The sequence below is a fragment of the Roseobacter cerasinus genome, assembly GCF_009811755.1.
Classification (GTDB): Bacteria; Pseudomonadota; Alphaproteobacteria; order Rhodobacterales; family Rhodobacteraceae; genus Roseobacter; species Roseobacter cerasinus.
The window spans coordinates 446,784-467,877 of the sequence record NZ_BLIV01000001.1 but is presented as its reverse complement, the minus strand read 5'-3'; the positions used below and the strand labels follow the sequence as shown (position 1 = coordinate 467,877).

28 protein-coding genes are annotated in these 21,094 nt (G+C 60.4%); 19 read left to right on the top strand and 9 right to left on the bottom strand.

The annotated features are described in order from the left end of the window. Positions 1-77 precede the first annotated feature (77 nt). From So717_RS02390 to So717_RS02380, 3 genes are all read left to right on the top strand, one after another. Positions 78-533, top strand: coding sequence for an Lrp/AsnC family transcriptional regulator (locus tag So717_RS02390; protein WP_159974593.1), 456 nt, complete (start codon positions 78-80; stop codon positions 531-533). Further along, positions 530-988 carry an Lrp/AsnC family transcriptional regulator gene (locus So717_RS02385; RefSeq protein WP_159974592.1) on the top strand — a complete coding sequence of 153 codons (459 nt, stop codon included), beginning with the start codon at positions 530-532 and terminating at the stop codon, positions 986-988. Before So717_RS02390 ends, So717_RS02385 begins: the two co-directional genes overlap by 4 nt. 126 nt (positions 989-1,114) lie before the next feature. Next, positions 1,115-2,242 carry an aminotransferase class V-fold PLP-dependent enzyme gene (locus So717_RS02380; protein WP_159974591.1) on the top strand — a complete coding sequence of 376 codons (1,128 nt, stop codon included), beginning with the start codon at positions 1,115-1,117 and terminating at the stop codon, positions 2,240-2,242. Here So717_RS02380 and So717_RS02375 read toward each other — a convergent pair. The 3 genes from So717_RS02375 to So717_RS02365 form a co-directional block, all read right to left on the bottom strand. Next, positions 2,230-3,444, bottom strand: coding sequence for a UbiH/UbiF family hydroxylase (locus tag So717_RS02375; RefSeq protein ID WP_159974590.1), 1,215 nt, complete (start codon positions 3,442-3,444; stop codon positions 2,230-2,232). The two genes, So717_RS02380 and So717_RS02375, sit on opposite strands and share 13 nt — an antisense overlap. Positions 3,445-3,496: 52 nt before the next feature. Next, the gene (locus So717_RS02370) at positions 3,497-3,745 is read right to left on the bottom strand and encodes a hypothetical protein (RefSeq protein WP_159974589.1); all 249 of its coding nucleotides are present in this window, start codon (positions 3,743-3,745) and stop codon (positions 3,497-3,499) included. A 78-nt stretch (positions 3,746-3,823) separates the two neighbouring features. After that, positions 3,824-4,468 (bottom strand): pyrimidine 5'-nucleotidase, encoded by a 645-nt coding sequence (locus tag So717_RS02365; protein WP_159974588.1) that lies wholly within the window; start codon positions 4,466-4,468, stop codon positions 3,824-3,826. 107 nt (positions 4,469-4,575) lie between these two features. Between So717_RS02365 and So717_RS02360 the strand changes: the two genes are divergently transcribed. After that, complete coding sequence (locus So717_RS02360) at positions 4,576-5,229, top strand: GntR family transcriptional regulator (RefSeq protein WP_159974587.1); 654 nt, start codon at positions 4,576-4,578, stop codon at positions 5,227-5,229. Between the two features lie 144 nt (positions 5,230-5,373). Here the strand turns inward: So717_RS02360 and So717_RS02355 are convergent, their stop codons facing one another. Beyond that, entirely contained in the window at positions 5,374-7,269 is a 1,896-nt protein-coding gene (locus tag So717_RS02355) for a glycosyltransferase (RefSeq protein ID WP_159974586.1), read from the bottom strand. A 100-nt stretch (positions 7,270-7,369) separates the two neighbouring features. After that, positions 7,370-8,530, bottom strand: a complete 1,161-nt coding sequence (carA, locus tag So717_RS02350; protein ID WP_159974585.1) for a glutamine-hydrolyzing carbamoyl-phosphate synthase small subunit — start codon at positions 8,528-8,530, stop codon at positions 7,370-7,372. A gap of 213 nt (positions 8,531-8,743) precedes the next feature. Here carA and So717_RS02345 point away from each other — a divergent pair, with 213 nt between their 5' ends. Then, complete coding sequence (locus So717_RS02345) at positions 8,744-9,202, top strand: GatB/YqeY domain-containing protein (RefSeq protein ID WP_159974584.1); 459 nt, start codon at positions 8,744-8,746, stop codon at positions 9,200-9,202. Between the two features lie 132 nt (positions 9,203-9,334). On the opposite strand, the gene So717_RS02340 is transcribed toward So717_RS02345, so the two are convergent. From So717_RS02340 to ctaD, 3 genes are all read right to left on the bottom strand, one after another. Next, a complete protein-coding gene (locus So717_RS02340) occupies positions 9,335-9,817 on the bottom strand; it encodes a DUF2244 domain-containing protein (RefSeq protein ID WP_159974583.1) in 483 nt (160 codons plus the stop codon). 145 nt (positions 9,818-9,962) lie between these two features. Further along, positions 9,963-10,547, bottom strand: coding sequence for a peptidoglycan-binding domain-containing protein (locus So717_RS02335; RefSeq protein ID WP_159974582.1), 585 nt, complete (start codon positions 10,545-10,547; stop codon positions 9,963-9,965). Positions 10,548-10,966: 419 nt separating this feature from the next. Next, the gene (ctaD, locus tag So717_RS02330; RefSeq protein WP_159974581.1) at positions 10,967-12,637 is read right to left on the bottom strand and encodes a cytochrome c oxidase subunit I; all 1,671 of its coding nucleotides are present in this window, start codon (positions 12,635-12,637) and stop codon (positions 10,967-10,969) included. 302 nt (positions 12,638-12,939) lie between these two features. On the opposite strand from ctaD, the gene So717_RS02325 reads away from it, so the two are divergent. Beyond that, positions 12,940-14,190, top strand: a complete 1,251-nt coding sequence (locus So717_RS02325) for a sensor histidine kinase (protein WP_159974580.1) — start codon at positions 12,940-12,942, stop codon at positions 14,188-14,190. Positions 14,191-14,198: 8 nt separating this feature from the next. Continuing rightward, positions 14,199-14,621 (top strand): response regulator, encoded by a 423-nt coding sequence (locus tag So717_RS02320; RefSeq protein WP_159974890.1) that lies wholly within the window; start codon positions 14,199-14,201, stop codon positions 14,619-14,621. A gap of 177 nt (positions 14,622-14,798) precedes the next feature. On the opposite strand, the gene lipB is transcribed toward So717_RS02320, so the two are convergent. Beyond that, a complete protein-coding gene (gene lipB, locus So717_RS02315; protein ID WP_159974579.1) occupies positions 14,799-15,497 on the bottom strand; it encodes a lipoyl(octanoyl) transferase LipB in 699 nt (232 codons plus the stop codon). 158 nt (positions 15,498-15,655) lie between these two features. On the opposite strand from lipB, the gene So717_RS02310 reads away from it, so the two are divergent. The 12 genes from So717_RS02310 (at position 15,656) to rpmD (ending at position 21,089) form a co-directional block, all read left to right on the top strand. Next, positions 15,656-16,597, top strand: coding sequence for a glycosyltransferase family 2 protein (locus So717_RS02310; protein ID WP_159974578.1), 942 nt, complete (start codon positions 15,656-15,658; stop codon positions 16,595-16,597). A gap of 144 nt (positions 16,598-16,741) precedes the next feature. Then, positions 16,742-16,945: a 50S ribosomal protein L29 gene (gene rpmC / locus So717_RS02305; RefSeq protein ID WP_159974577.1), complete on the top strand. Its 204-nt coding sequence runs from the start codon at positions 16,742-16,744 to the stop codon at positions 16,943-16,945. An 11-nt stretch (positions 16,946-16,956) separates the two neighbouring features. After that, on the top strand, positions 16,957-17,196 hold the full coding sequence (gene rpsQ / locus So717_RS02300; RefSeq protein WP_159974576.1) for a 30S ribosomal protein S17: 240 nt from the start codon (positions 16,957-16,959) through the stop codon (positions 17,194-17,196). A 72-nt stretch (positions 17,197-17,268) separates the two neighbouring features. Then, the gene (gene rplN / locus So717_RS02295) at positions 17,269-17,637 is read left to right on the top strand and encodes a 50S ribosomal protein L14 (RefSeq protein WP_005621870.1); all 369 of its coding nucleotides are present in this window, start codon (positions 17,269-17,271) and stop codon (positions 17,635-17,637) included. Next, positions 17,637-17,948 carry a 50S ribosomal protein L24 gene (rplX, locus tag So717_RS02290; protein WP_159974575.1) on the top strand — a complete coding sequence of 104 codons (312 nt, stop codon included), beginning with the start codon at positions 17,637-17,639 and terminating at the stop codon, positions 17,946-17,948. Before rplN ends, rplX begins: the two co-directional genes overlap by 1 nt. Then, positions 17,941-18,504, top strand: coding sequence for a 50S ribosomal protein L5 (gene rplE / locus So717_RS02285; RefSeq protein WP_159974574.1), 564 nt, complete (start codon positions 17,941-17,943; stop codon positions 18,502-18,504). Before rplX ends, rplE begins: the two co-directional genes overlap by 8 nt. A gap of 16 nt (positions 18,505-18,520) precedes the next feature. Continuing rightward, positions 18,521-18,826 (top strand): 30S ribosomal protein S14, encoded by a 306-nt coding sequence (gene rpsN, locus So717_RS02280; RefSeq protein ID WP_159974573.1) that lies wholly within the window; start codon positions 18,521-18,523, stop codon positions 18,824-18,826. Between the two features lie 12 nt (positions 18,827-18,838). Further along, positions 18,839-19,231, top strand: coding sequence for a 30S ribosomal protein S8 (rpsH, locus tag So717_RS02275; protein ID WP_159974572.1), 393 nt, complete (start codon positions 18,839-18,841; stop codon positions 19,229-19,231). Between the two features lie 10 nt (positions 19,232-19,241). Then, positions 19,242-19,775, top strand: a complete 534-nt coding sequence (rplF, locus tag So717_RS02270) for a 50S ribosomal protein L6 (protein ID WP_159974571.1) — start codon at positions 19,242-19,244, stop codon at positions 19,773-19,775. Positions 19,776-19,786: 11 nt separating this feature from the next. Then, on the top strand, positions 19,787-20,146 hold the full coding sequence (gene rplR / locus So717_RS02265; protein WP_159974570.1) for a 50S ribosomal protein L18: 360 nt from the start codon (positions 19,787-19,789) through the stop codon (positions 20,144-20,146). A gap of 173 nt (positions 20,147-20,319) precedes the next feature. After that, entirely contained in the window at positions 20,320-20,898 is a 579-nt protein-coding gene (gene rpsE, locus So717_RS02260; protein WP_159974569.1) for a 30S ribosomal protein S5, read from the top strand. 2 nt (positions 20,899-20,900) lie between these two features. Next, positions 20,901-21,089: a 50S ribosomal protein L30 gene (rpmD, locus tag So717_RS02255; protein ID WP_159974568.1), complete on the top strand. Its 189-nt coding sequence runs from the start codon at positions 20,901-20,903 to the stop codon at positions 21,087-21,089. Positions 21,090-21,094 lie beyond the last annotated feature (5 nt).

Here is a 21,094-nt window from a genome sequence, read left to right as displayed (position 1 = left end):
TGCCAGCGATGTGCCGGTGAGTATTTTCGGAAGAATGAAAGAAGTCATGCGCAACTTTACATATTTTCGAAGAAATCATGCTTGATGATCTGGATCGACGACTTCTGCGGCGTTGGCAGGCAGATGCCAGCCTGAGCCCGGCAGAGCTGGCCGATGCGGTTGGGGTTTCTGTCGGCAAGGCGGCGCGGCGCTTGGCGCGGATGCAGGACGCGGGCGTGATCGAAGGGATCTCGGCCGTCGTGGATTGGGCGGCTCTGGGTTATGCTGTAGAGGTGTCCTTGCGGATCACGCTCGACAAGACGCAGGCGCGGGCCTTTGATGAGTTTATCGCGGCCGCGCGAGGGGTGGCGGAGGTCACGGAAATTCAGACCTTTTTGGGGCGCGTGGACGTGCGGCTGACCATCATCGCGCGGGACATGGGGCATTATCAGGAGATCTATCGCCATCGTATCCTGACCTTGCCGCATATTGCGGATATCGAGGCCTTGATGCAGATCGCGCGCATCAAGGCCGAGCAGGCTTTGCCGCTGTGATCGAACTGGATGGCATAGATCGTGCCTTGGTGCGGGCGTTGGCCGAAGATGCGACGCAGAGCGCGGGCGCTTTGGGTCGGCGTTTTGGTCTGTCGCAACCTGCGGCCTGGCGTCGTATTCGTAAGCTGGAGGAGGCGGGGGTGCTGCGCGGGCGGCGTCTCAGGCTCAATGCGGAAAAGCTGGGGTTTGGTGTGACGGTTTTTCTGGGTGTGAAGCTTGCGACCAAGGGCCGCGTCAGTCTGGAAGACTTTGAGCGTGCGGTCAGCGCTATCCCAGAAGTGCAGCAGGTGGAGCATGTGTTGGGGCTTTATGATTACCGATTGCGGGTGGTGGCGCGGGACCTGCCGGATTTCGAGCGGGTGCTGCGCCGCCGGATCATGACCCTGCCGGGCGCGGGGGAGGTCGAGGCCAACGTGCTGCTCAGCGAAGAGCGCCGGATGGGGCCAATTGGCTAAGGTCGGCGACGCGGGTTTCCGATGGGGCACAGGCCAGCGCTAAACAGCCGCCAGGTATACCGAAGTAGACTTTGCCAAGGCGCGTGCGACCCGCTAGGGCTTGGCCAGTTTGAGGGAGAAGAGACCATGGCCGCATTGCTTGAGACTGTTGACCCAACGGGGTTGGAGGAATTTTCGGTTGTTTTCACCGACCGGTCGCTGAACTCCATGAGTGCGGCATTTCAGACAGTGATGACCGATATCTCCGCGCTTTTGAAAGAAGTCTACAGTGCCGATGCGGTGGCCGTGATCCCCGGCGGCGGCACCTTTGGCATGGAAGCGGTCGCACGGCAGTTCGCACGTGGCGCGGAGGTGCTGGTGGTGCGCAACGGCTGGTTCTCCTACCGCTGGAGCCAGATTTTCGAGACCGGCGGGCTGACTGCAAACACCACCGTCCTGAAGGCACGGCAGACCGGCAACAGCGCGCCGTCGCCCTTTGAACCTGCGCCCATTGAGGACGTGATCGAGGCGATTGCCACGCAGAAGCCCAATGTCGTCTTTGCGCCGCATGTGGAGACCAGCGCCGGTGTGATCTTGCCCGATGACTACATCAAGGCAATGGCGGACGCGGCGCATGCGGTGGGCGCCATTATGGTGCTGGACTGCATCGCCTCGGGCTGCGCCTGGGTGGATATGCGCAGCTTGGGCGTCGATGTTCTGATTTCGGCGCCACAAAAGGGCTGGTCAGCCTCGCCGTGCGCGGGCCTCGTGATGATGTCTGAGCGCGCTGTGGCGCGACTGGGGGACACCCAATCGGACAGTTTTGCCATTGATCTCGGCAAGTGGCACAGCATCATGAAGGCTTACGAAGATGGCGGGCACGCTTATCATGCGACCATGCCGACAGATGCGCTGCGCGCCTTTCGGGATACCATGCTTGAGACAAAAGAGTATGGGTTCGAGCGTCTGAAGGAAGCGCAGTGGAAGCTCGGTGACACCGTGCGGGCCATGCTGGCGGCCAAAGGTGTGACCTCTGTCGCGGCCGACGGATACGGCGCGCCCGGTGTTGTGGTCAGCTACACAGGTGACCCTGATATTCAGAATGGCAAGAAATTTGCAGCCGAAGGCATGCAGATCGCAGCGGGTGTGCCGTTGCAATGCGACGAGCCTGCCGATTTCCGCACCTTCCGCTTGGGTCTTTTCGGGCTCGACAAGCTCTACGATGTGGATGGGACCGTGGGCCGCTTGCAGCGGGTGGTGGATCAGGTGCTTTGAGAGCCTGACACGCCAAGACCCATCTGCATCAACATGCGCCGCACGGGCCCCATCGCATAGAGCGCGTTCAAGGCTGTCGCGCGGGCGTCGCGCAGCAGCGGCGCGCGCACTTGGCTGGCGCGGTTCAGAAGGTCAATGCCCCGCACCCGCAGGGTCACATCCGCATAGCGCGCCTTGTGGTAGGCATCGAGCATCTGCTGATCCCCCAGGCCGTCGGGACGCTCTTGCGCCAGTGCGAGCAGCGTTGCTGTGTCCGCCAGGCTCATGTTCAGCCCTTGCGCGCCAATCGGCGGGACCACATGCGCGGCTTCGGCGATCAGGGCCAATCGTTCGGCGGTCAGCCGCTCCGCCTGTTGGCTGATGATCGGCCAGAGGCTGCGGGGCGAAGCCAGGGTGAGCGGCCCGAAGAGGTGGCAGCTGCGCTCGGTCATCTCCACCTCGAAGCTGGGGACATCCATGTCAAGGCGCGCCTGCGCCAGCGCTCCGTCATCCATCCAGACAATGGCGGAGCAGGGCAGGCCGTCCCGATCCGGCAGGGGCACCAGTGTGAAGGGGCCGCCGGTGCGGTGAATCTCGGTCGAGACATTTTCATGCGGGATCGGGTGGGTCACCGAAAAGGCGAGCGCCTTTTGTCCGTAGTGCATCTTACGCACGTCGATGCCTGCGGCGGTTCGCATTGCTGAAGTGCGCCCGTCGGCCGCAATCACCAATCGGGTGCGGATGCGGCTGCCGTCACTGAGTGTGACGCGCGCCTCAGTTTCGCGGGTAAAAAGGCCCGTGGCAGCGAGACCGGGGCGGAAGTCGACATTGGGCAATTCCGCCAGCCGGGCGACGATCTCGCGGCGCAGCAGCCAGTTGGGGAAGTTCCAGCCGAAAGGAAGTTCCGAGACATCGGCTGCGTTGAAATCGCGGGTCAGGCGGGCTTCGGCCTCGGGCCCGCCAGCATCGACAATGCGCATGACTTGCAGAGGCGAGGCATGCGTTTCCAACCGTTGCCAAAGCCCTGAGGTCTCCAGCAGTGTCCGGGCAGGTTGCAGCAAGGCGGTGGTGCGCATGTCCGCGCCGTCTGCCGTATGATCCGTGACCGGGGGGGCAGGGTCAACGCAGATCACGTCAAAGCCCGCGCTGCCGAAAGCCGCAGCTGCCGTCAGCCCGGCGATGCCGCCGCCTGAAATGAGGATATCACATGTCTGATGTGTCACGCCCGCTCCCTCCCGCCAAACTAGAGTCCGGCTGATGAAATGGCCAGTCGCCTCAGCCTTTGGTGATCAGTAGCAGGACCACGAAGACAACGGGAACAAGCGCCAGCGCAGGCAGATACAGACCTGGCAATCCGAAGGTGAGTGCGGAGCTGAGCCAGAGGCTGACAAACCCGATCAGTGCGAACCAGACATTGTTCTTGTCGCCAAACAGAAGATCTTTCGCGACCCAGCCAAGCACGGGTATCTTGAAAAACAGCCGCTGCCAGAGCGGCAGGGCAGAGGGTTGCACGGCGAGTGTCATCACAAAGGCTCCTTACTGACGTTTGCAGACAGATAGGGAACGACTGCGAGGATCACAGAGGCCCGATTGTCGCAGGGCTCACGTCAGGCGCGCGAGAAATTGGCACAGATCATCTGTGTGAAACTGGATGTGCTGGCTTTTTTCCGGGGTATCAGCCACATGCACAGTGCGCATGCCCATGTCATGCGGCACTTTGAGGTTGCGCGGATCATCCTCGAACATGGCAGCCGTTTCGGGGGTCAGCCCGTCTTTGCGAAAGACCATGTCAAAGGCCGCGAGGTCGGGTTTGGGATGAAACCCCGCGTCTTCCACGCCATAGACGGCGTCGAAGGCGCTGGAGAGCCCGCGCGCGGCCAGCACACGTTCCGCATAAGGCGCGCAGCCGTTGGTGTAGACGATCCGCCGCCCTGGCAGGGCGCGGATTTGTGCGGCAAGCTCAGGGTCCGGGCTGAGCCTGTCCAGCGGGATGTCGTGCACGTCTGCCAGGTAAGGCCCGGGGTCTACGTCGTGTTCGCGCATGAGACCCGCGAGCGTGGTGCCGTGCGTGGCCCAATAATGTTTGCGCAGCCGGTCCGCTTCGGCGTGATCCACCCCAAGCGCATCCATAACATAGGCTGTCATGCGCATTTCGATCAGATCGAACAGCCGTGCAGACGGGGGATACAGCGTGTGATCGAGATCGAAGACCCATGTGGTGACCGGTGTGAAAGCGTCTTTTGGCATGGCGCCTAGCTAGAGCGCCCGACGCGCCTGTGCAAGACCGCATGGGGTTGCGCCCGCGCAAGCCGCCTCGCTAAGGTGCCGGAACCGGAGTAAAAAAGGTGACGACCATGGGCTTGCAGAAACCGCAGCCAACCGATGCATATACAATGATCCTCGACGCCATTGACCTTGGGGTCTATCGCCCCGGTGACCGGCTGGTGGAAAGTGAGCTGGCGGAGCGCTTCGGCGTGTCGCGCACGCCTATCCGCGAAGCGTTGCAGCGGCTGGAGACGCAGTCGCTGCTGGCGCGGGACGGACGCAGTCTGATTGTGGCGTCGCTTGACCACAATCAGATGGCGGAGCTTTACGTGGTGCGTCGCGAGCTGGAGGGGCTTGCCGCCGGGTTGGCAGCACAACATGCGACGGCCGAAGAGGTGCGCATTCTGCGGGAGATGGTCGCGGCGGACAATGCGCTGATTGACAACCCGGTGGCTCTGGCCCGCGCCAATCGCCGGTTTCACAAACAGATCCATCTGGCGTCCCACAACCGGTATCTGGTGCAGCAGCTTGATCTGGTGCACCGCACCATGGCTTTGATGGCAACCACGTCTCTGGCTGCGGATGGTCGAGGCGAAATTGCGCAGGCTGAGCATGACGCCATCGTCAAAGCAATTGAAGAGAAAGACGCCGAGGCCGCGGACCGCGCTCTTCGCGAACATATCTCCGTGGCGTTCATGACACGGTTGAAACAGGACGCGGCGCGACGCGAAGAGGAGAGCTAGGCGACTGCGCTGCAGTGGTAGGGCCGTCCCGTGGATCTGGGTGAGGCGCCCGCGCCGTGGCGGGGCGTGAAACGCCCCGCCACGGCGCGGGCGCTGCCCGGCGGTCACCGCCGGGCCGGCTAGCCGGTAGGTTTTTCACCCTCGTCAGCGTGTGTCGGTTTGCTGCGAAACGCCGTGCTGCGTTTTGTCCCAAAAAAATGGCGCGCGGATTGTTTCCCAAAGCGCCTTATAGGCGGCCAAAGCCCCCAGCGTGAAGTAGAAGGCCATTGTCGGCACAAAGGCGAGCAGGTGCCGGTGGGCCTTGCCTGACACGGCATAGAGTCCCATCGCCAGGCTCAGCGCTTCGGAAAAGATGAAAAGTGCTACAAAACCCCAGACCGCCTGCGCGCCGAGCGTCAGTTCAACCGGATGGGTGACACCTGTGAAGGTCAGCCAGAAAGACCAGAGCAGCGGGGCGGCTGCAAATTGGGAGACCGTGGCGAGAAACAGGGTCTGCACGCCCAAGAACCGTTTCCACCCCAGATCGCGCAACAGGGCCGCCGGGCGGCGCATGTGCACGAAGTAAGTGATCATGAACCCCTTGAGCCAGCGCGAGCGCTGCCGCACCCAGGGCCAGACCCGGCTTGTGGCCTCTTCATGAGTGACCGTATGGATCAACTCGGTCTTGTAGCCATGGCGCGCCAGCCGCACACCGAGGTCTGCATCCTCCGTCACGTTATGTGCGTCCCATCCGCCGAGCTGTTCCAGCGCCTCGCGTTTGAAAAACAATGTGGTGCCTCCGAGAGGCAGCACAAACCCGAGCTTTGCGACACCGGGCAGCATCACCCGCCACCAGGTGGCGTATTCGATGGTGAAACAGCGCGACAGCCAATTGGTGCGAGAATTGTAGTAGTCCAGAATGCCTTGCAGACAGACCACATTTTCCGGCGCGCCATTGAAGCGGGTCACAACGCGTTCAATTTGATCTGCCTCGGGCCAGTCTTCCGCATCCCAGACGCCAATGATGCTGCCACGGCAGAAGTCCAGCGCGTAGTTAAGCGCGCGCGGCTTTGTGGTCAGCGATCCGGCGCCAGGCACTTCGATCACGCTCATCCACTCGGGCAGTTCTGTCTCGGCGATGGTCTGGCGGGTGGTTTCATCCCCTTCTTCCAGCACCAAAACGACGTTGAGCAGAAACTTCGGATAAGTCAGGCGGCTGAGCCGGGCGATGAGCTGCCCTGCAATCTCGTTTTCCTTCAGAAGCGGCACCAGCACCGACACGCGCGGCAAACGAAACTTCGCAGTGCTGATGTCTGAGCGCCCACGCCGCACAGCGGAGGGCTGGGTCAGTTGGGCCGCGAATGCTGCGGCCTTCAGGCCGGTGGTCATCGCCAGGGTCAGAACCGCCCAGAGCACGGCCAAAGTGACTGTCCAGGCGGGCGCCAGCAGCAGGCTTGCGGCCAGCGCTGTGCAAATCCCGCCCGCCCAGAGCGAGCGGTTTTGCACCCGTGTGCCCCAACTGCGGCAGCTTTCGACCTCAGGCACACGCGTTTCGGCCTTTTGCGCCAGTTCCGCCCCGTAGAGGCGGCTGATATGCGTCTGGATCTGCACATCATCGACAATGACCGGAAAGAGCGAGAGCCCGCGCCGCTTCATGGTCTGACACAGGGCAGCAAAATCCGACGGGCTGCTTGTCGCAACAAGAATGCGCAATCCGTCACGTTTCCATGGCACCACCCCGTGACGCAGGCAAACCTCGGCGGGCAGGCAGGCGGCCATCTTGGCGGCGGGCGGCTCCAGGTCGAGATCGGCGCCGCGCGCATGGCATTGCGCGCCCACTGCATGCAGCACGTCGCGCTTGCTGAGCAGCCCTTCGGACACCATGATTTCGCCCAGCGGGGCGTCAATCTGGCTCTGGATTTTTAGCGCGTGATCAAGATCGTTTTGCGCGATTTTGCCGTCGTTCACCAACATACGGCCAATCGGTTCATATCTGATCGCCGGCGCCGCCAGATCCGGATCCGGGATCGGATCGGAGACAACCAGCCGGAGGGTGCTCATGTCTAAAAGCCTTGCCTGAATGCGACCTCGGGCAAGCTGTCAGAACAGGGTTAATGATCTGTTAAATTAACACTTTTTCAGGCAAGAGGCCACGCGGACGCTACGCGGCCTGCTGTGCCATGGCGCTGGCAAACCGTTCAAACAGGTAGTAGCTGTCCTGCGGCCCGGGGCTGGCCTCGGGGTGGTGCTGCACCGACCAAACAGGCCGATCTGCCATGCGGATGCCGCAGTTCGACCCATCAAAAAGGGAGGTATGTGTCTCGATCACGCCCTCGGGCAGAGATTGCGCATCCACTGCAAAGCCATGGTTCATTGAGGTGATCTCAACCTTGCCTGTGTCGTGGTCCTTGACCGGGTGGTTCGCGCCATGATGGCCGTGGTTCATCTTGATGGTCTGGGCGCCAAGCGCGAGCGCGAGCATCTGATGCCCGAGGCAGATGCCAAAGACCGGAAGGGACGTATCGGAGAGCACCTGTTGTATCATTGGCACGGCATATCTGCCTGTGGCAGCAGGGTCGCCTGGGCCGTTGGACAGGAAAACGCCGTCGGGCGCATGCGCCATGATATCGTCAAATGTGGCGGTGGCCGGCAAAACGGTCACATCGCAGCCCGCTGAGGCGAGGCAGCGCAGGATGTTGCGCTTGGCCCCGTAGTCGATGGCGACAACCTTATGTTTTGGTGCGGTCTGCGAGGCGTAGCCATCTGGCCAGGCCCATCGCGTCTCGTTCCACCTGTAGGACTGAGCGCAGGTCACCTTTTTGGCCAGGTCAAGCCCTTCGAGGCCCTCGAACCCGCGCGCTGCCGCCAGCAGAGCCTCCACATCGAAATTGCCGTGCGGATCATGCGCCAGGGCCACATGAGGCGCTCCGGCGTTGCGGATGGCGCGGGTCAGGCGGCGGGTGTCGACACCGCCCATGGCAATCCGACCTCTGGCTGCGAGCCAGGCGTCCAGCCCTTGTGCGGCCCGCCAGTTTGATGGGTCGGTTGGCATCCACTTCACGATCATGCCTTCGGCCACCGGATCACCGGTTTCATCGTCTTCGGGGTTCACACCCACATTGCCGATATGCGGGAAGGTGAATGTCACGATCTGACCCGCGTAGGAGGGATCTGTCATGATTTCCTGATAGCCGGTCATGGCGGTGTTGAAGCACAGCTCGGCCACTGTCTGACCCGTCGCGCCGAAGCCGGTCCCGTAGAACAGCGTGCCATCGGCCAGCGCCAGACATGCGGTCGGGCGGTCGGACAGAGGGGAATGCATGGGCGGTCCTTTCAGGCGGCGAAATATAGTCAAATCTGGCGGAAAGTAGACGTGGGGTGAGGGTGGGTCAAGGCCGATTCAGTGCTTTTGCAGGCCTCCGAGGTGACGTGGCGGATCGTATTGCGGCCCCTGCACATGTTGGATAGAGTTTGCGCCTTGAAACGCATGGTCGCGGGGGAGAACCCGGGGCGCCAGCTGAGAGGATGCACCAGGATGGAATTGCGCGCAAAGGTTTCCGCTGCGTTGAAACAGGCGATGAAAGACAAGGCGGTGGATCGGCTGTCGACCCTGCGTCTGATCAATGCGGCCATCAAGGATAAGGATATCGCTGCCCGGGCGGAGGGCAATGACGAGGGTGTCGGCGAGGCTGAGGTGCTGGCCATCCTCGGGAAGATGTCCAAGCAACGCCTGGAAAGTGCGCGGGCTTACGAAGAGGGCGGGCGGCTGGATCTGGCTGAGAGCGAGCGGGACGAGATCAAGGTGATCGAGGAGTTCCTGCCGCGACAGCTTTCGGATTCGGAGGCGGAGCAAGCTGTCGCGGACGCGGTTACTGAGGTTGGTGCGGACAGCATTCGCGACATGGGCAAGGTCATGGCGCTTTTGAAGTCCAAGTACACTGGTCAGATGGATTTTGGCGCTGTTGGGCCAAAGGTGAAGGCGCGGCTCAGTTAGGGGAGCCGGCGGCCTGAAGCCCGCCGCACCTGCTGGTGGCGCATTTGTCGCTTCGATCTCAGCGAGGCGTTTTGGCGGATGGCTTGATAGGTTTGGTCTTCTAGACGCCCTGGCTGGACAACTTCGTTGGGGCTATGTCGTCCAGGCGCGTTGTAGCTCGTCATAAAGTGAGACGCGTTCTTCCTCGCTCAAGAAGGCGCCAATCTCGACCTCTCGGCCCATGCCCTTGAGCGTCACGTAATGCGGCACCGGGCCGTCCTTTTCGTATTTGGTGATTGTTGTCCAGTAGCGCTTGCAGGTCCATTCCTGCACCGCGCCGGAGGGGTCCTTGCGCGTGAGGTGCGCCGCATCGTCATCGAGGGTCAGCGTCTCAACGATCTGCCGGGCGAGATAGTTGCGGTTGAGCGCAAAGTAGATGCCCCAAAGGGCCAGCAGCAGGAAGGGCAGCAGACCCCAGAGCAAAGGTGACCCCAGCAGCGGCAGGGTCGGGATACACAGCAGCGTGAAGGTGGTCAGGACAAACGCGGCCATGCCACGGGCGGGCAGCGAGTTGTGCGGCCAAAGCTGCAAGATGCGAGGGCAGTCGCCGGGGTCTGATGTCCATTGGTAGGGCATGCCGAAGTGTTAGCCAGAAGAGCTATCTGAAGCAATGCGACACGGGCGACCTGCGTCCCCCGATGGGCTGGGCAACATTGTGTTGTCCGGTCCATCGGGGGCTTTGGTGGAAACAGGGGCGTCGTGAGAGGGCCCGCTGCTTTGGTTACCAGTTTGTCGCGGGCTGCGGTTGTGGATAGCCGCTTGTGTCGACACCTGTGTTGGCGCCATTTGCGATCTCCGCCCGGAAGGTTTTCAGAAGACCGCGTGTGCCGTCCGGATGTGCAGCGATTTGCCGGAACGTCTGATCGCCACCAGCTTGTGCGCGATTGTAGCTGCGCAAAAGCAAGTCCTGCTCGAAACCGGTCAGCTGGCCGGTTGGTTGATATCCAAGATAGCGTTGGTACTCGGAGATTGCGGACGTGCTTTGGCGACCGAGCTGCCCGTCGACGGTGCCCGCGTTAAATCCGAAGTAGTTCAGCGAGGTTTGGATGTTCCGCCCATCCTGTGTGGCGGGGATGGACGACCGGTAGCTGCGTTTTGTCGTACCGGTCTGTCGTGCCGCTGGCGCTTGATAGACCCGCTGCTGTTGTGCGCGCGTCCGGTCCACGTTTTTCTGGATCTGGGAGCCCACGACCCCACCGATGATGGCGCCGGCGATGAAGTCCTTGCCGTCAGCGGCCACGCGCGCCGCCGGGGCGAAAACGATCGCTGCGGCGAGGGCTGCGGATGTCATGTGTGTCGAGAACATGCGTCTCTCCTTTCATTGTCACTGTCGGGTCAACGCGAGGTCATAAGGCCTTGTTCCGGGCCTGGCGCTCACAACTGCTCAAGGCCCGTCGCTTGGCGGAGACATGCTGCAATGTGCGATCTGCATCGGCGAAAAACATCCGATCCGGTCGGTAACCAGCGAATCTGCTCTGCCGTGCAGCTGTGCGTGCAATGGGCGCTGTTTGACTGCGGCCGCAGCCGTTGGCTTCTGTCGTCGGCAGAGCCTGTTGCACAGGGTCAGGAAAACGGCGTCAAACTCGGCTTTCGAGTGGAGCACGGCGCCTTCTGTCTAACCGCCATCTGTATTGCTCAGGCCGGACGGCATATGGGTCTATTGCCAGGTGCCAATAGAAAAGGCCCCGGAGATTGTCCGAGGCCTTTGGGGATTGTAGCGATGCCTTAGTGGCTCGGCTGTTTGTCCCAGTCTTCCTGTTTTGGAAGCTGCTCGAACGTGTGTTCGGGCGGCGGGCTGGGCAATGTCCACTCAAGCGTGTCGGCGTATTCGTTCCAGGGGTTGTTTTCCTTGGCAGGCGCACCTTTGCGCAGGGCGTAGAACATCACACCGAAGAAGAAGAGGAATGACGCAAAGCTGATGAAAGCACCGAGGCTCGACCACCAGTTCCAGTAGGCAAAGGCCTCAGGGTAGTCGATGTAGCGGCGCGGCATGCCCTGACGGCCCAGGAAGTGTTGTGGGAAGAAGGTCAGGTTTGCGCCGATGAAAAACGCCCAGAAGTGCAGCTTGCCAGCCCATTCAGGGTACATCTTGCCGGTCATTTTGGGGAAATAGAAGTAGATCCCGGCGAAGATGGCGAAGACGGCACCAAGGCTCATCACGTAGTGGAAGTGCGCCACCACATAGTAGGTATCGTGGTAATAGCGATCAACAGCGGCCTGCGACAGAACGATGCCAGTTACACCGCCGACGGTGAAGAGGAAGAGAAACCCGAAGGCCCAGAGCATCGGTGTTTCGAAGGTCACCGAGCCGCCCCACATGGTCGCGATCCAGCTGAAGATCTTCACACCGGTCGGCACCGCGATGACCATGGTGGCCAACATGAAGTAGGCCTGCTGATTGAGGCTCATTCCCACGGTGTACATGTGGTGCGCCCAAACCACGAAGCCGAGGGCTCCGATGGCGATCAGCGCCCAGACCATCGGCAGGTAGCCGAAAATCGGTTTGCGCGAGAACGTTGCGATCACGTGGCTAATGATGCCAAAGCCGGGCAGGATCACGATATACACTTCGGGGTGGCCGAAGAACCACAGGATGTGCTGGTAAAGCACCGGGTCGCCGCCACCAGCCGGATCAAAGAAGGTGAAACCGAAGTTGCGGTCCATCAGCAGCATTGTGATTGCGCCCGCCAAAACTGGCAGAGACAGCAGGATCAGCCAGCTTGTAACGAATATCGACCAGGAAAACAGCGGCACTTTGAAAAGCGTCATGCCCGGAGCGCGCATGTTCAGGAAGGTAGTGATCATATTGATCGCACCCAGGATCGACGATGCCCCCGAGACGTGCACCGCAAAGATTGCCAGGTCCATCGAGTAGCCGCGTTCCAGCGTGGACAGCGGTGGGTAGAGCACCCAGCCCACGCCTGAGCCGGACTGGTCATTGCCGCCAGGCGCCAGCACCGAGCAGACCGCCAGTGTTGTGCCTGCCACGTAAAGCCAGAAGGACAGGTTGTTCATGCGCGGGAATGCCATATCGGGCGCGCCGATCTGCAAGGGCATGAAATAGTTGCCAAATCCGCCGAAAAGTGCGGGGATCACAACAAAGAACATCATCAGGATGCCGTGGCCGGTGATCAGTACGTTCCACAAATGCCCGTTGGGGGTGCAGGGTGCGTCAGACGCAAAGAGCCGTGCCCCTTCATCGCACATATATTGAACGCCCGGATCCATCAGTTCCAGCCGCATGTAGACGGTGAATGCCACCGATATGAAGCCCGCCAAAGCGGATGTTATCAGGTAAAGGATCCCGATATCTTTGTGGTTTGTTGACATAAACCAACGTTGGAAAAACGTTGGTCCATCATGGTGTTCGTGGCCATGAATGGCTGCGTCTGCCATGCTTGTGCCTCCTGATCAAGCTGTGGTCGTCATGCGCCAGTTCCCAGGGCCGCATGACAGAATCTCCTCGGTTCTAGAGGGTGTTGAACCGCCAAGCAATGATCGTATTGCCGCAGTTCCAAAAAAAGGGTTTCCACCGCAACGATTGGATCCGCGCAGTCGGCACAGGTTGTTTCAGATTCTATCGATCCGCGTTGGGATTTACCGCCGATTAAACTTCATGACCCATACATATCAGCGGGGCATGTATTCTGACCTTTGTGGGTCAGTGTTTTGACGGGTCGGTGAAGGAGACAGGCACAATGCAGGTGGAGATCCGCCAGCAAGGCCCAAATCTGCCTTTCGAGGTGGACGAAAAAAGCGCGGCGTTTCTCAGTCGCGTGGTCGGGCTTGTGCCGGGCATCATCTACGTCTTCAACCACAAGACCATGAGCAATGAATACTCCAACCGGTCAATGGCAGAGCTGCTCGGCTATTCACCACAGCAACTTGTTGAGATGGGCGATACGGTGATCGAGCGCTGCGTGCATGAGGAGGATCTGCCCGGCCTGGTGACCTACTTCGCCAGCATGGATGCTCTGCCGGATGGCGCATATGTCAGCCACGAGTATCGGGTCTACGCCAAAGATGGGTCTATCTTGTGGCTGCGGTCCATCGACACGGCATTTGAACGCGCCGCTGACGGGTCCGTGTTGCGGCACATCGGAGTTGCCTCTGACATCACGGCCCAGAAGGAAGCAGAAGCGGAACTGCACCGCATCAACGCGGAGCTTGAGCAGCGCATTCAAGCGCGCACGCAAGAGCTTGAGATGCTCAACCGTGAACTGGCGTCCAACATGGCGACACGCACGGCAGAATTGGAGAAGGCTCAGCGTGATCTGGAAGAGCTGACCTATGCCGCCACGCACGACCTGCGCGTGCCGGTCAATAATATGACCAGCTTGACCCATATGCTGTCGGAGGTGGAATCGCTGCTTCCGGTCGAGCATGCGGAGACGCTTGGCTGGATGCGCGAGGTGTCTCAGCAGGCCAGTGACAAGCTGGATGCGCTGATCTGCGTGGCGCAGGCCGGTTTGAGCGCGCCAGGCGACTTTAAAGAGGTCGATCTGGCAGAGGCGACAGAACAGGCTCTGGTCAACCTGCATTTCCAGATCGCGGATGCGCGCGCCGTGATCAAGACAGAGTTTATGCACCCGTCGGTCTGGTTCATGCCGCAGGAGATGGAGAACATCCTGCAGTCCATGATCGGCAACGCGATCAGGTACCACAAGCCTGGTCGACGGCCGCGACTGCGCATTCTGTCGCGAAAATGCGATGACGAGGTCGAGATTTCATTGCAGGACAATGGGTCGGGGCTGGACTTGCAGCGCGACCGTGACAAGGTGTTTGGCCTCTTCAAGCGGGCTCATACGACCCCGGATGGCGCGGGTGTGTCGCTGTATTCGATCCGGCGCTTGCTGGAGCGTGCGGGTGGCTCAATCGATGTGGCCAGCACGCCCGGGGCCGGCAGCTGTTTCTCTATTCGTCTGCCGGATCGCGAGGATGTCGTGTGACCGCAGCTGTGCTGGATACTGTCCTTCTCGTCGATGATGACAAGGTGACCAACCTCATGCACACGCGGATCATCCGGCGCAGCGCACTTGCGCGCACCGTTGATGTGGCCACTGACGGTGTTGCGGCGCTGGACTATCTGCAAACGCGGCTGGCGGCGGGGCAGGGCTGCCCCGACCTCATTCTGTTGGACATCAACATGCCGAGGATGGACGGGTTCGAGTTTTTAGAAAACTACTCGGCGCTGCCGGAGGAAAGTCGCTGCTCAGACACTTTGATCGTCATGTTGTCGACTTCGGTATTGGAAGCGGACCGCGCCAGAGCAGAAGCGCATCCCGATCTCCATGCGTTTCTCAACAAGCCGTTGACGGTCGACGATATGCTGCGTTTTGCGGAGACCTCTGCGGAGGTGCGGGACGCATTACATGGCTAGCTCTTGCATCTAAGTTTGGCATGTCTCAGCGCCATCGCGCGTCGGTCATCGACGAGTGTTGATGTGTGGAACACAATCACAGGCTGGTCTCATGAAGATCAAACACCAGAAGTGATGACGCTTCGGCCAACCCCTACCTGTCTGGTTGCGAGATGACAGGGGCGGCAGGCATTGCTTCTAGGTGAATTCGCCCGCCGCCAACTCAGGCGCGGTCTTTGTGTCTGGTACATCGCCGAAGATATCCGCAAAACCGGCCCTCAGTGCTAGATCGACCTCCGGCAAACCAACCGGCAGGCCCAAATCCACGAGGCTGGTCACCCCGTGCTCTGCGATGCCGCAGGGCACGATCCCCTCGAAGTGACTGAGGTCCGGCTCAACATTGATGGATATGCCGTGGAAGCTGACCCATTTGCGCAGGCGAATCCCGATGGCCGCGATTTTCTCCTCTGCGATGCCACCGTCCTGACGGCGAGGTTTTTCGGGGCGTTCAACCCAGACGCCGACACGGCCGTCGCGGATTACCCCGGTGATATTGAAGGTGGCCAGCGTCGCGATCACCCAGGCCTCCAACTCCTGAACAAAGCGGCGCACATCGCGACCGCGGCGACCCACGTCGAGCATGACATAGACGACACGCTGGCCCGGCCCATGATAGGTGTACTGACCGCCTCGACGCGTCGGGTAGACGGGAAAGCGATGCGGGTCCGTGAGGTCTGCGGCGCGGGCGCTGGTGCCCGCAGAATAGAGCGGCGGGTGTTCGATCAGCCAGATGCATTCCTCTGCGTTTCCGGCGGCGATGGCGTCGGCGCGCGCCTCCATCCACCGCTCCGCCGCGCGATAATCCGTCAACCCGTCTGATACGATCCAGTCCACCATGATCGCGGTGTACCGCAGCCTGAGGGCGACGAAAACCCCGGCCCGAGATGGCTGAAGTTTCCGGGCGCGATCCTTGGTCCGCAATTGGATCGCTTGACTCGAGCGACCCTGCGTGCGGTGTCTTGGACACCCTAACCGAAGGCCCGAATGGGACGATCATGACTTACGCAATCGCGGCCTGCGCCCGCAACGAAGGGCCATTTCTGATCGAGTGGATCGCGCACCACCTGTCTGTCGGTTTCGACAAGATTTTTGTGGCGACCAATGACTGCGAGGATGGAACCGATCAGATCCTCGACCTGCTGGCCGCGGATTGGCCTGTTTACCGGATCGACAATACCACCTCGCTTGAAGGTCTGACCCATCAACGCAGCGCAGTGCAGCGGTGTCTGGCGCATGAGGACATGACTGATCAGGATTGGGTGATGCACATCGATCTGGATGAGTTTCTCAACATTCGGACGGGTCAGCCGCGCATCGCGGAATTTCTTGCTCCGTTTGGCGATGTTCATGCGGTCATGTTTGGCTGTCGCGTCTTTGGCAGCAGTGATCGGGCGGTTTGGGACGGGGGAGGGGTCTTGGATGGATTTCTGCTGTGTCAGGACGATTTAGAAGGCTTTGCACAAAAAGTGATGTTCAGACGATCAGCTTTTCGGGATGCTGCGCCCCACTGCCCCAAAGACCCGACTGTGCCTGCAGAAACCCTGCGTGTGGTGAACACTGCGGGCGAGATGCTTGACACATCCGTTTGTTACCGGCAACGCGGAACCGCTCTCAAGCTGGCGCCCGAGCAAAAGACCTGGGCGCTGGCGTGCATCAATCACTATATGCACAAAAGCCATGATCTCACCCGGTTGTCACGGCGGTTAAGGGGGGATGCCAACGGGCGCAGGGCGCGGCGGCGCCGGTCGGTTGGGACAGAAGAGTACAACCGGTTCGACCGGAACGACGTGCTGGATGTATCGATCAACACCAGTCGGGTCGACCGTATCCGGATCATGACCGCGCTGTTGCAGACGCCCGGTGTGCTGGAGGCGCATTACCAAGCCCATGCCTGGTTTTTCAAGAAACTGACCCGCCTGGCCAAGAGGCGGCGCTGAGCCTGTCTTATTGCGGCGGAAAAGGGGTTGTCATGATACCGCAACCCTCCTATACGGCCCCTTCATCATGAACTCCACGGGAATCAGGGTGACCAGAGTGCATTGCACGTTGGGCCTGCCCGTGATGTTGAAAGGAAAAAGGCGATGAACGCCAAGGAATTGCATGACAAGACCCCGGATCAGCTTCGTGAAGAGCTGGCCAATCTGAAGAAAGAACAGTTCAACCTGCGCTTTCAGCAGGCCACCGGCCAGCTGGAAAACCCCGCGCAGCTGCGCATTGCGCGCCGCAACGCGGCACGGGTGAAGACCGTGTTGAACCAAAAAGCTGCCGCTGCAGCGTCTGAATAAGGAGAGCACCCATGCCAAAGCGTATCCTGCAAGGCGTCGTGACCTCCGACGCAAACGCGCAAACAGTGACCGTTAGCGTTGAGCGCCGCTTCACGCACCCGGTTCTGAAAAAGACCATCCGTAAGTCCAAGAAGTACCGGGCGCACGATGAGAAGAACACCTTCAAGGTAGGTGACACGGTCCGCATCATCGAATGCGCGCCGAAGTCGAAAACCAAACGTTGGGAAGTGCTCGAGGCCGCTGAGGCCTAAGGCACCGCCCTTACAGTCGAAACCCTGGGGGTAAGGCCATGCATCGGCCCCCCATAGGTCGGGAGAAACCAAATGATCCAGATGCAGACCAACCTGGATGTTGCTGACAACAGCGGCGCACGCCGTGTTCAGTGCATCAAGGTCCTGGGTGGTTCCAAGCGTAAATACGCCTCCGTTGGCGACATCATTGTCGTCTCGGTGAAGGAAGCCATCCCACGCGGTCGCGTGAAGAAGGGCGACGTGCGCAAGGCCGTCGTCGTGCGCACCGCCAAGGAAGTTCGCCGCGAAGATGGCACCGCGATCCGCTTTGACCGCAACGCCGCCGTGATCCTGAACAACAACAACGAGCCCGTCGGCACCCGGATCTTTGGCCCGGTTGTCCGTGAGCTGCGCGCGAAGAACTTCATGAAGATCATCTCGCTTGCGCCGGAGGTGCTGTGATGGCTGCGAAACTGAAAAAAGGTGACAAGGTCATCGTGCTGGCCGGCAAGGATAAGGGCAAGACGGGCACAATCTCGTCTGTGTCGCCCAAGACTGGCAAAGCAGTTGTGGACGGCATCAACATCGCCATCCGCGCAACCCGTCAGAGCCAGACAACGCAAGGCGGTCGCATCCCCAAAGCGATGCCGATTGATCTGAGCAACCTGGCTTTTGTTGACAAGAATGGCAAAGCAACCCGCGTCGGCTTCAAGATGGACGGCGACAAGAAGGTGCGGTTTGCCAAGACCACGGGGGACGTGATCGATGCTTGATAGTGCAAACTACACACCCCGCCTGAAGGCCACATATGCGGAGACCATCCGCGCGGCCATGAAGGAAGAGTTCGGTTACAAGAACGACATGCAGATCCCGCGTCTTGAAAAGATCGTGCTGAACATCGGCTGTGGTGCCGAAGCGGTGCGTGACAGCAAGAAAGCGAAATCTGCCGTTGAGGATCTCACGCTGATCGCAGGCCAGAAGGCGCTGACCACACGTGCGAAGAAGTCCATCGCGGGCTTCCGGGTGCGGGAAGACATGCCGCTGGGTGCCAAGGTGACCCTGCGCGGTGACCGCATGTACGAATTCCTCGACCGTCTGATCACCATTGCGATGCCCCGCATCCGCGACTTCCGCGGCGTGTCGGGCAAGAGCTTCGATGGGCGTGGCAACTATGCCATGGGCCTCAAGGAGCATCTGGTGTTCCCGGAGATCAACTTCGACAAGATCGATGAGAACTGGGGAATGGACATTGTGATCGCCACAACGGCGAAAACCGACGCTGAAGCAAAGAGCCTGTTGAAGCACTTCAACATGCCTTTCAACAGCTGATCGGGAGGGATTTGATATGGCTAAGAAATCCATGATCGCACGCGAGAAGAAGCGTGAGCGTCTGGTTGCCAAATACGCGGCAAAGCGTGCCGAGTTGAAGGCAATCATCAACGACCAAGAGAAGCCGATGGAAGAGCGTTTTCGCGCGTCTCTGAAACTGGCGAAACTGCCTCGGAACTCATCGGCTGTGCGTCTGCACAACCGCTGCCAGCTGACAGGTCGTCCGCACGCCTACTATCGCAAACTGAAAATTTCGCGGATCGCGCTGCGGGACCTCGGCTCTCAAGGCCAGATCCCCGGCATGGTCAAGTCGAGCTGGTAAGGAGGGTATGAGATGAACGATCCTATCGCAGATATGCTCACCCGCATCCGCAACAGCCAGATGCGCGGCAAATCCACCGTCATGACCCCGGCGTCCAAGCTGCGGGCCTGGGTGTTGGATGTGCTGGCCGACGAAGGCTACATCCGCGGGTATGAGAAGGTCACTGGTGCCGACGGCCATCCGGCCATCGAGATCAGCCTCAAGTACTACGAAGGCGAACCTGTCATTCGTGAGCTCAAGCGGGTCTCCAAGCCCGGGCGCCGCGTTTACATGGGCGTCAATGACATCCCCGTGGTCCGTCAGGGCCTGGGTGTGTCGATTGTCTCCACCCCCAAGGGTGTGATGTCGGATCAGGCTGCACGCAGCGCCAATGTTGGCGGCGAAGTGCTCTGCACCGTATTCTAAGGAGGGCATGATGTCTCGTATTGGTAAAAAACCGATTGACCTGCCCTCTGGCGTTACGGCCACGGTGTCGGGTCAGGCCATCGAAGTCAAAGGCCCCAAAGGCACACGCTCGTTCAAGGCAACGGATGATGTGGATCTGAAGGTCGAAGACAATGTGATCACCGTGACACCGCGCGGCAAATCCAAGCGCGCGCGCCAGCAGTGGGGCATGTCCCGCACGCAGGTGCAGAACTGTGTGACCGGCGTGACGACAGGCTTCAAGAAAGAGTTGGAAATCCAGGGTGTGGGTTACCGGGCGAGCATGCAGGGCAACACCCTGAAGCTGAATCTCGGCCTCTCCCATGATGTGGATTACACAGCCCCCGAGGGTGTGACTGTGACAGCTCCGAAACAGACCGAGATTGTGGTGGAAGGCATCGACGAACAGCTTGTTGGTCAGGTTGCCGCGAACATCCGTCAGTGGCGCAAGCCCGAGCCCTACAAGGGCAAAGGTATCCGCTACAAAGGCGAGTTCATCTTCCGCAAAGAAGGCAAGAAGAAGTAAGGACGCAAACAATGGCAAACAGCAAAAGAGACCTGTTCTTGAAGCGCCGCCTGCGCGTTCGGAACAAACTTCGCAAGGTGAACGCGGGGCGCGTGCGCCTCTCCGTGCATCGGTCGAACAAGAACATCAGCGTGCAACTGATCGACGATGTGGCGGGCACAACACTTGCCTCGGCGTCGACGCTGGAGAAAGCGCTGGGTGTGGTCGGCAAGAACAACATCGAAGCGGCCACCAAGGTGGGCGCGGCGATTGCCGAGCGCGCCAAGAAAGCTGGCGTGAGCGAGGCATACTTCGACCGCGGCGGCTTCCTCTTTCACGGGAAGGTGAAGGCGGTGGCTGACGCCGCCCGCGAAGGCGGTTTGAAGATCTAAGGATGGGTGGCCCAAGGCCCACCCTACCTGCCGGCAGGTACGGTGGGCTTTCAGGCCACCGTTGATTGAGACAGCGTAGGCGGCTGTGATGGCCGCCTCGATGATCCGGGGGCTTCGCGCTCACTTGGGTTGAGACAAACGGGCGCTTGCCCAGATATCAAAGGATGTTCTCTATGGCAGAACGTGACAACCGGCGCGGCAGAGGTCGTGATCGTGACGAAGCACCGGAATTTGCCGACCGTCTGGTCGCCATCAACCGTGTGTCCAAGACCGTCAAAGGCGGTAAGCGCTTTGGCTTCGCAGCCCTCGTGGTTGTGGGTGACCAGAAGGGCCGTGTGGGCTTTGGCAAAGGTAAGGCGAAAGAGGTGCCTGAGGCCATTCGCAAGGCGACCGAGCAGGCCAAGCGTCAGATGATCCGCGTGCAACTGCGCGAAGGCCGCACGCTGCACCACGATATGGAAGGCCGTCACGGCGCTGGTAAAGTGGTTATGCGCACAGCGCCTGAAGGGACCGGTATCATCGCCGGTGGCCCGATGCGGGCCGTGTTCGAGATGCTGGGCGTGAAAGACGTTGTGTCCAAGTCCATCGGCTCGCAGAACCCTTACAACATGATCCGCGCCACCATGGACGGGTTGCGCAAAGAGTCAAGCCCCCGGTCTGTTGCGCAGCGTCGCGGCAAGAAAGTGGCTGACATCCTTCCCAAGCGTGAGGATGCTGTCGACACATCCGCACAAGTGGCTGAGGAGGCGTGAGCATGGCCAAGACAATCGTGATCAAGCAGATCGGCTCCCCGATCCGCCGCCCCGCCAAACAGCGCGCAACGCTGATCGGCCTGGGCCTGAACAAGATGCACAAGACCCGCGAATTGGAAGACACGCCTTCTGTGCGCGGTATGATCAACTCCATCCCGCATATGGTGGAGATCGTGGAAGAGCGCGACTGATACCG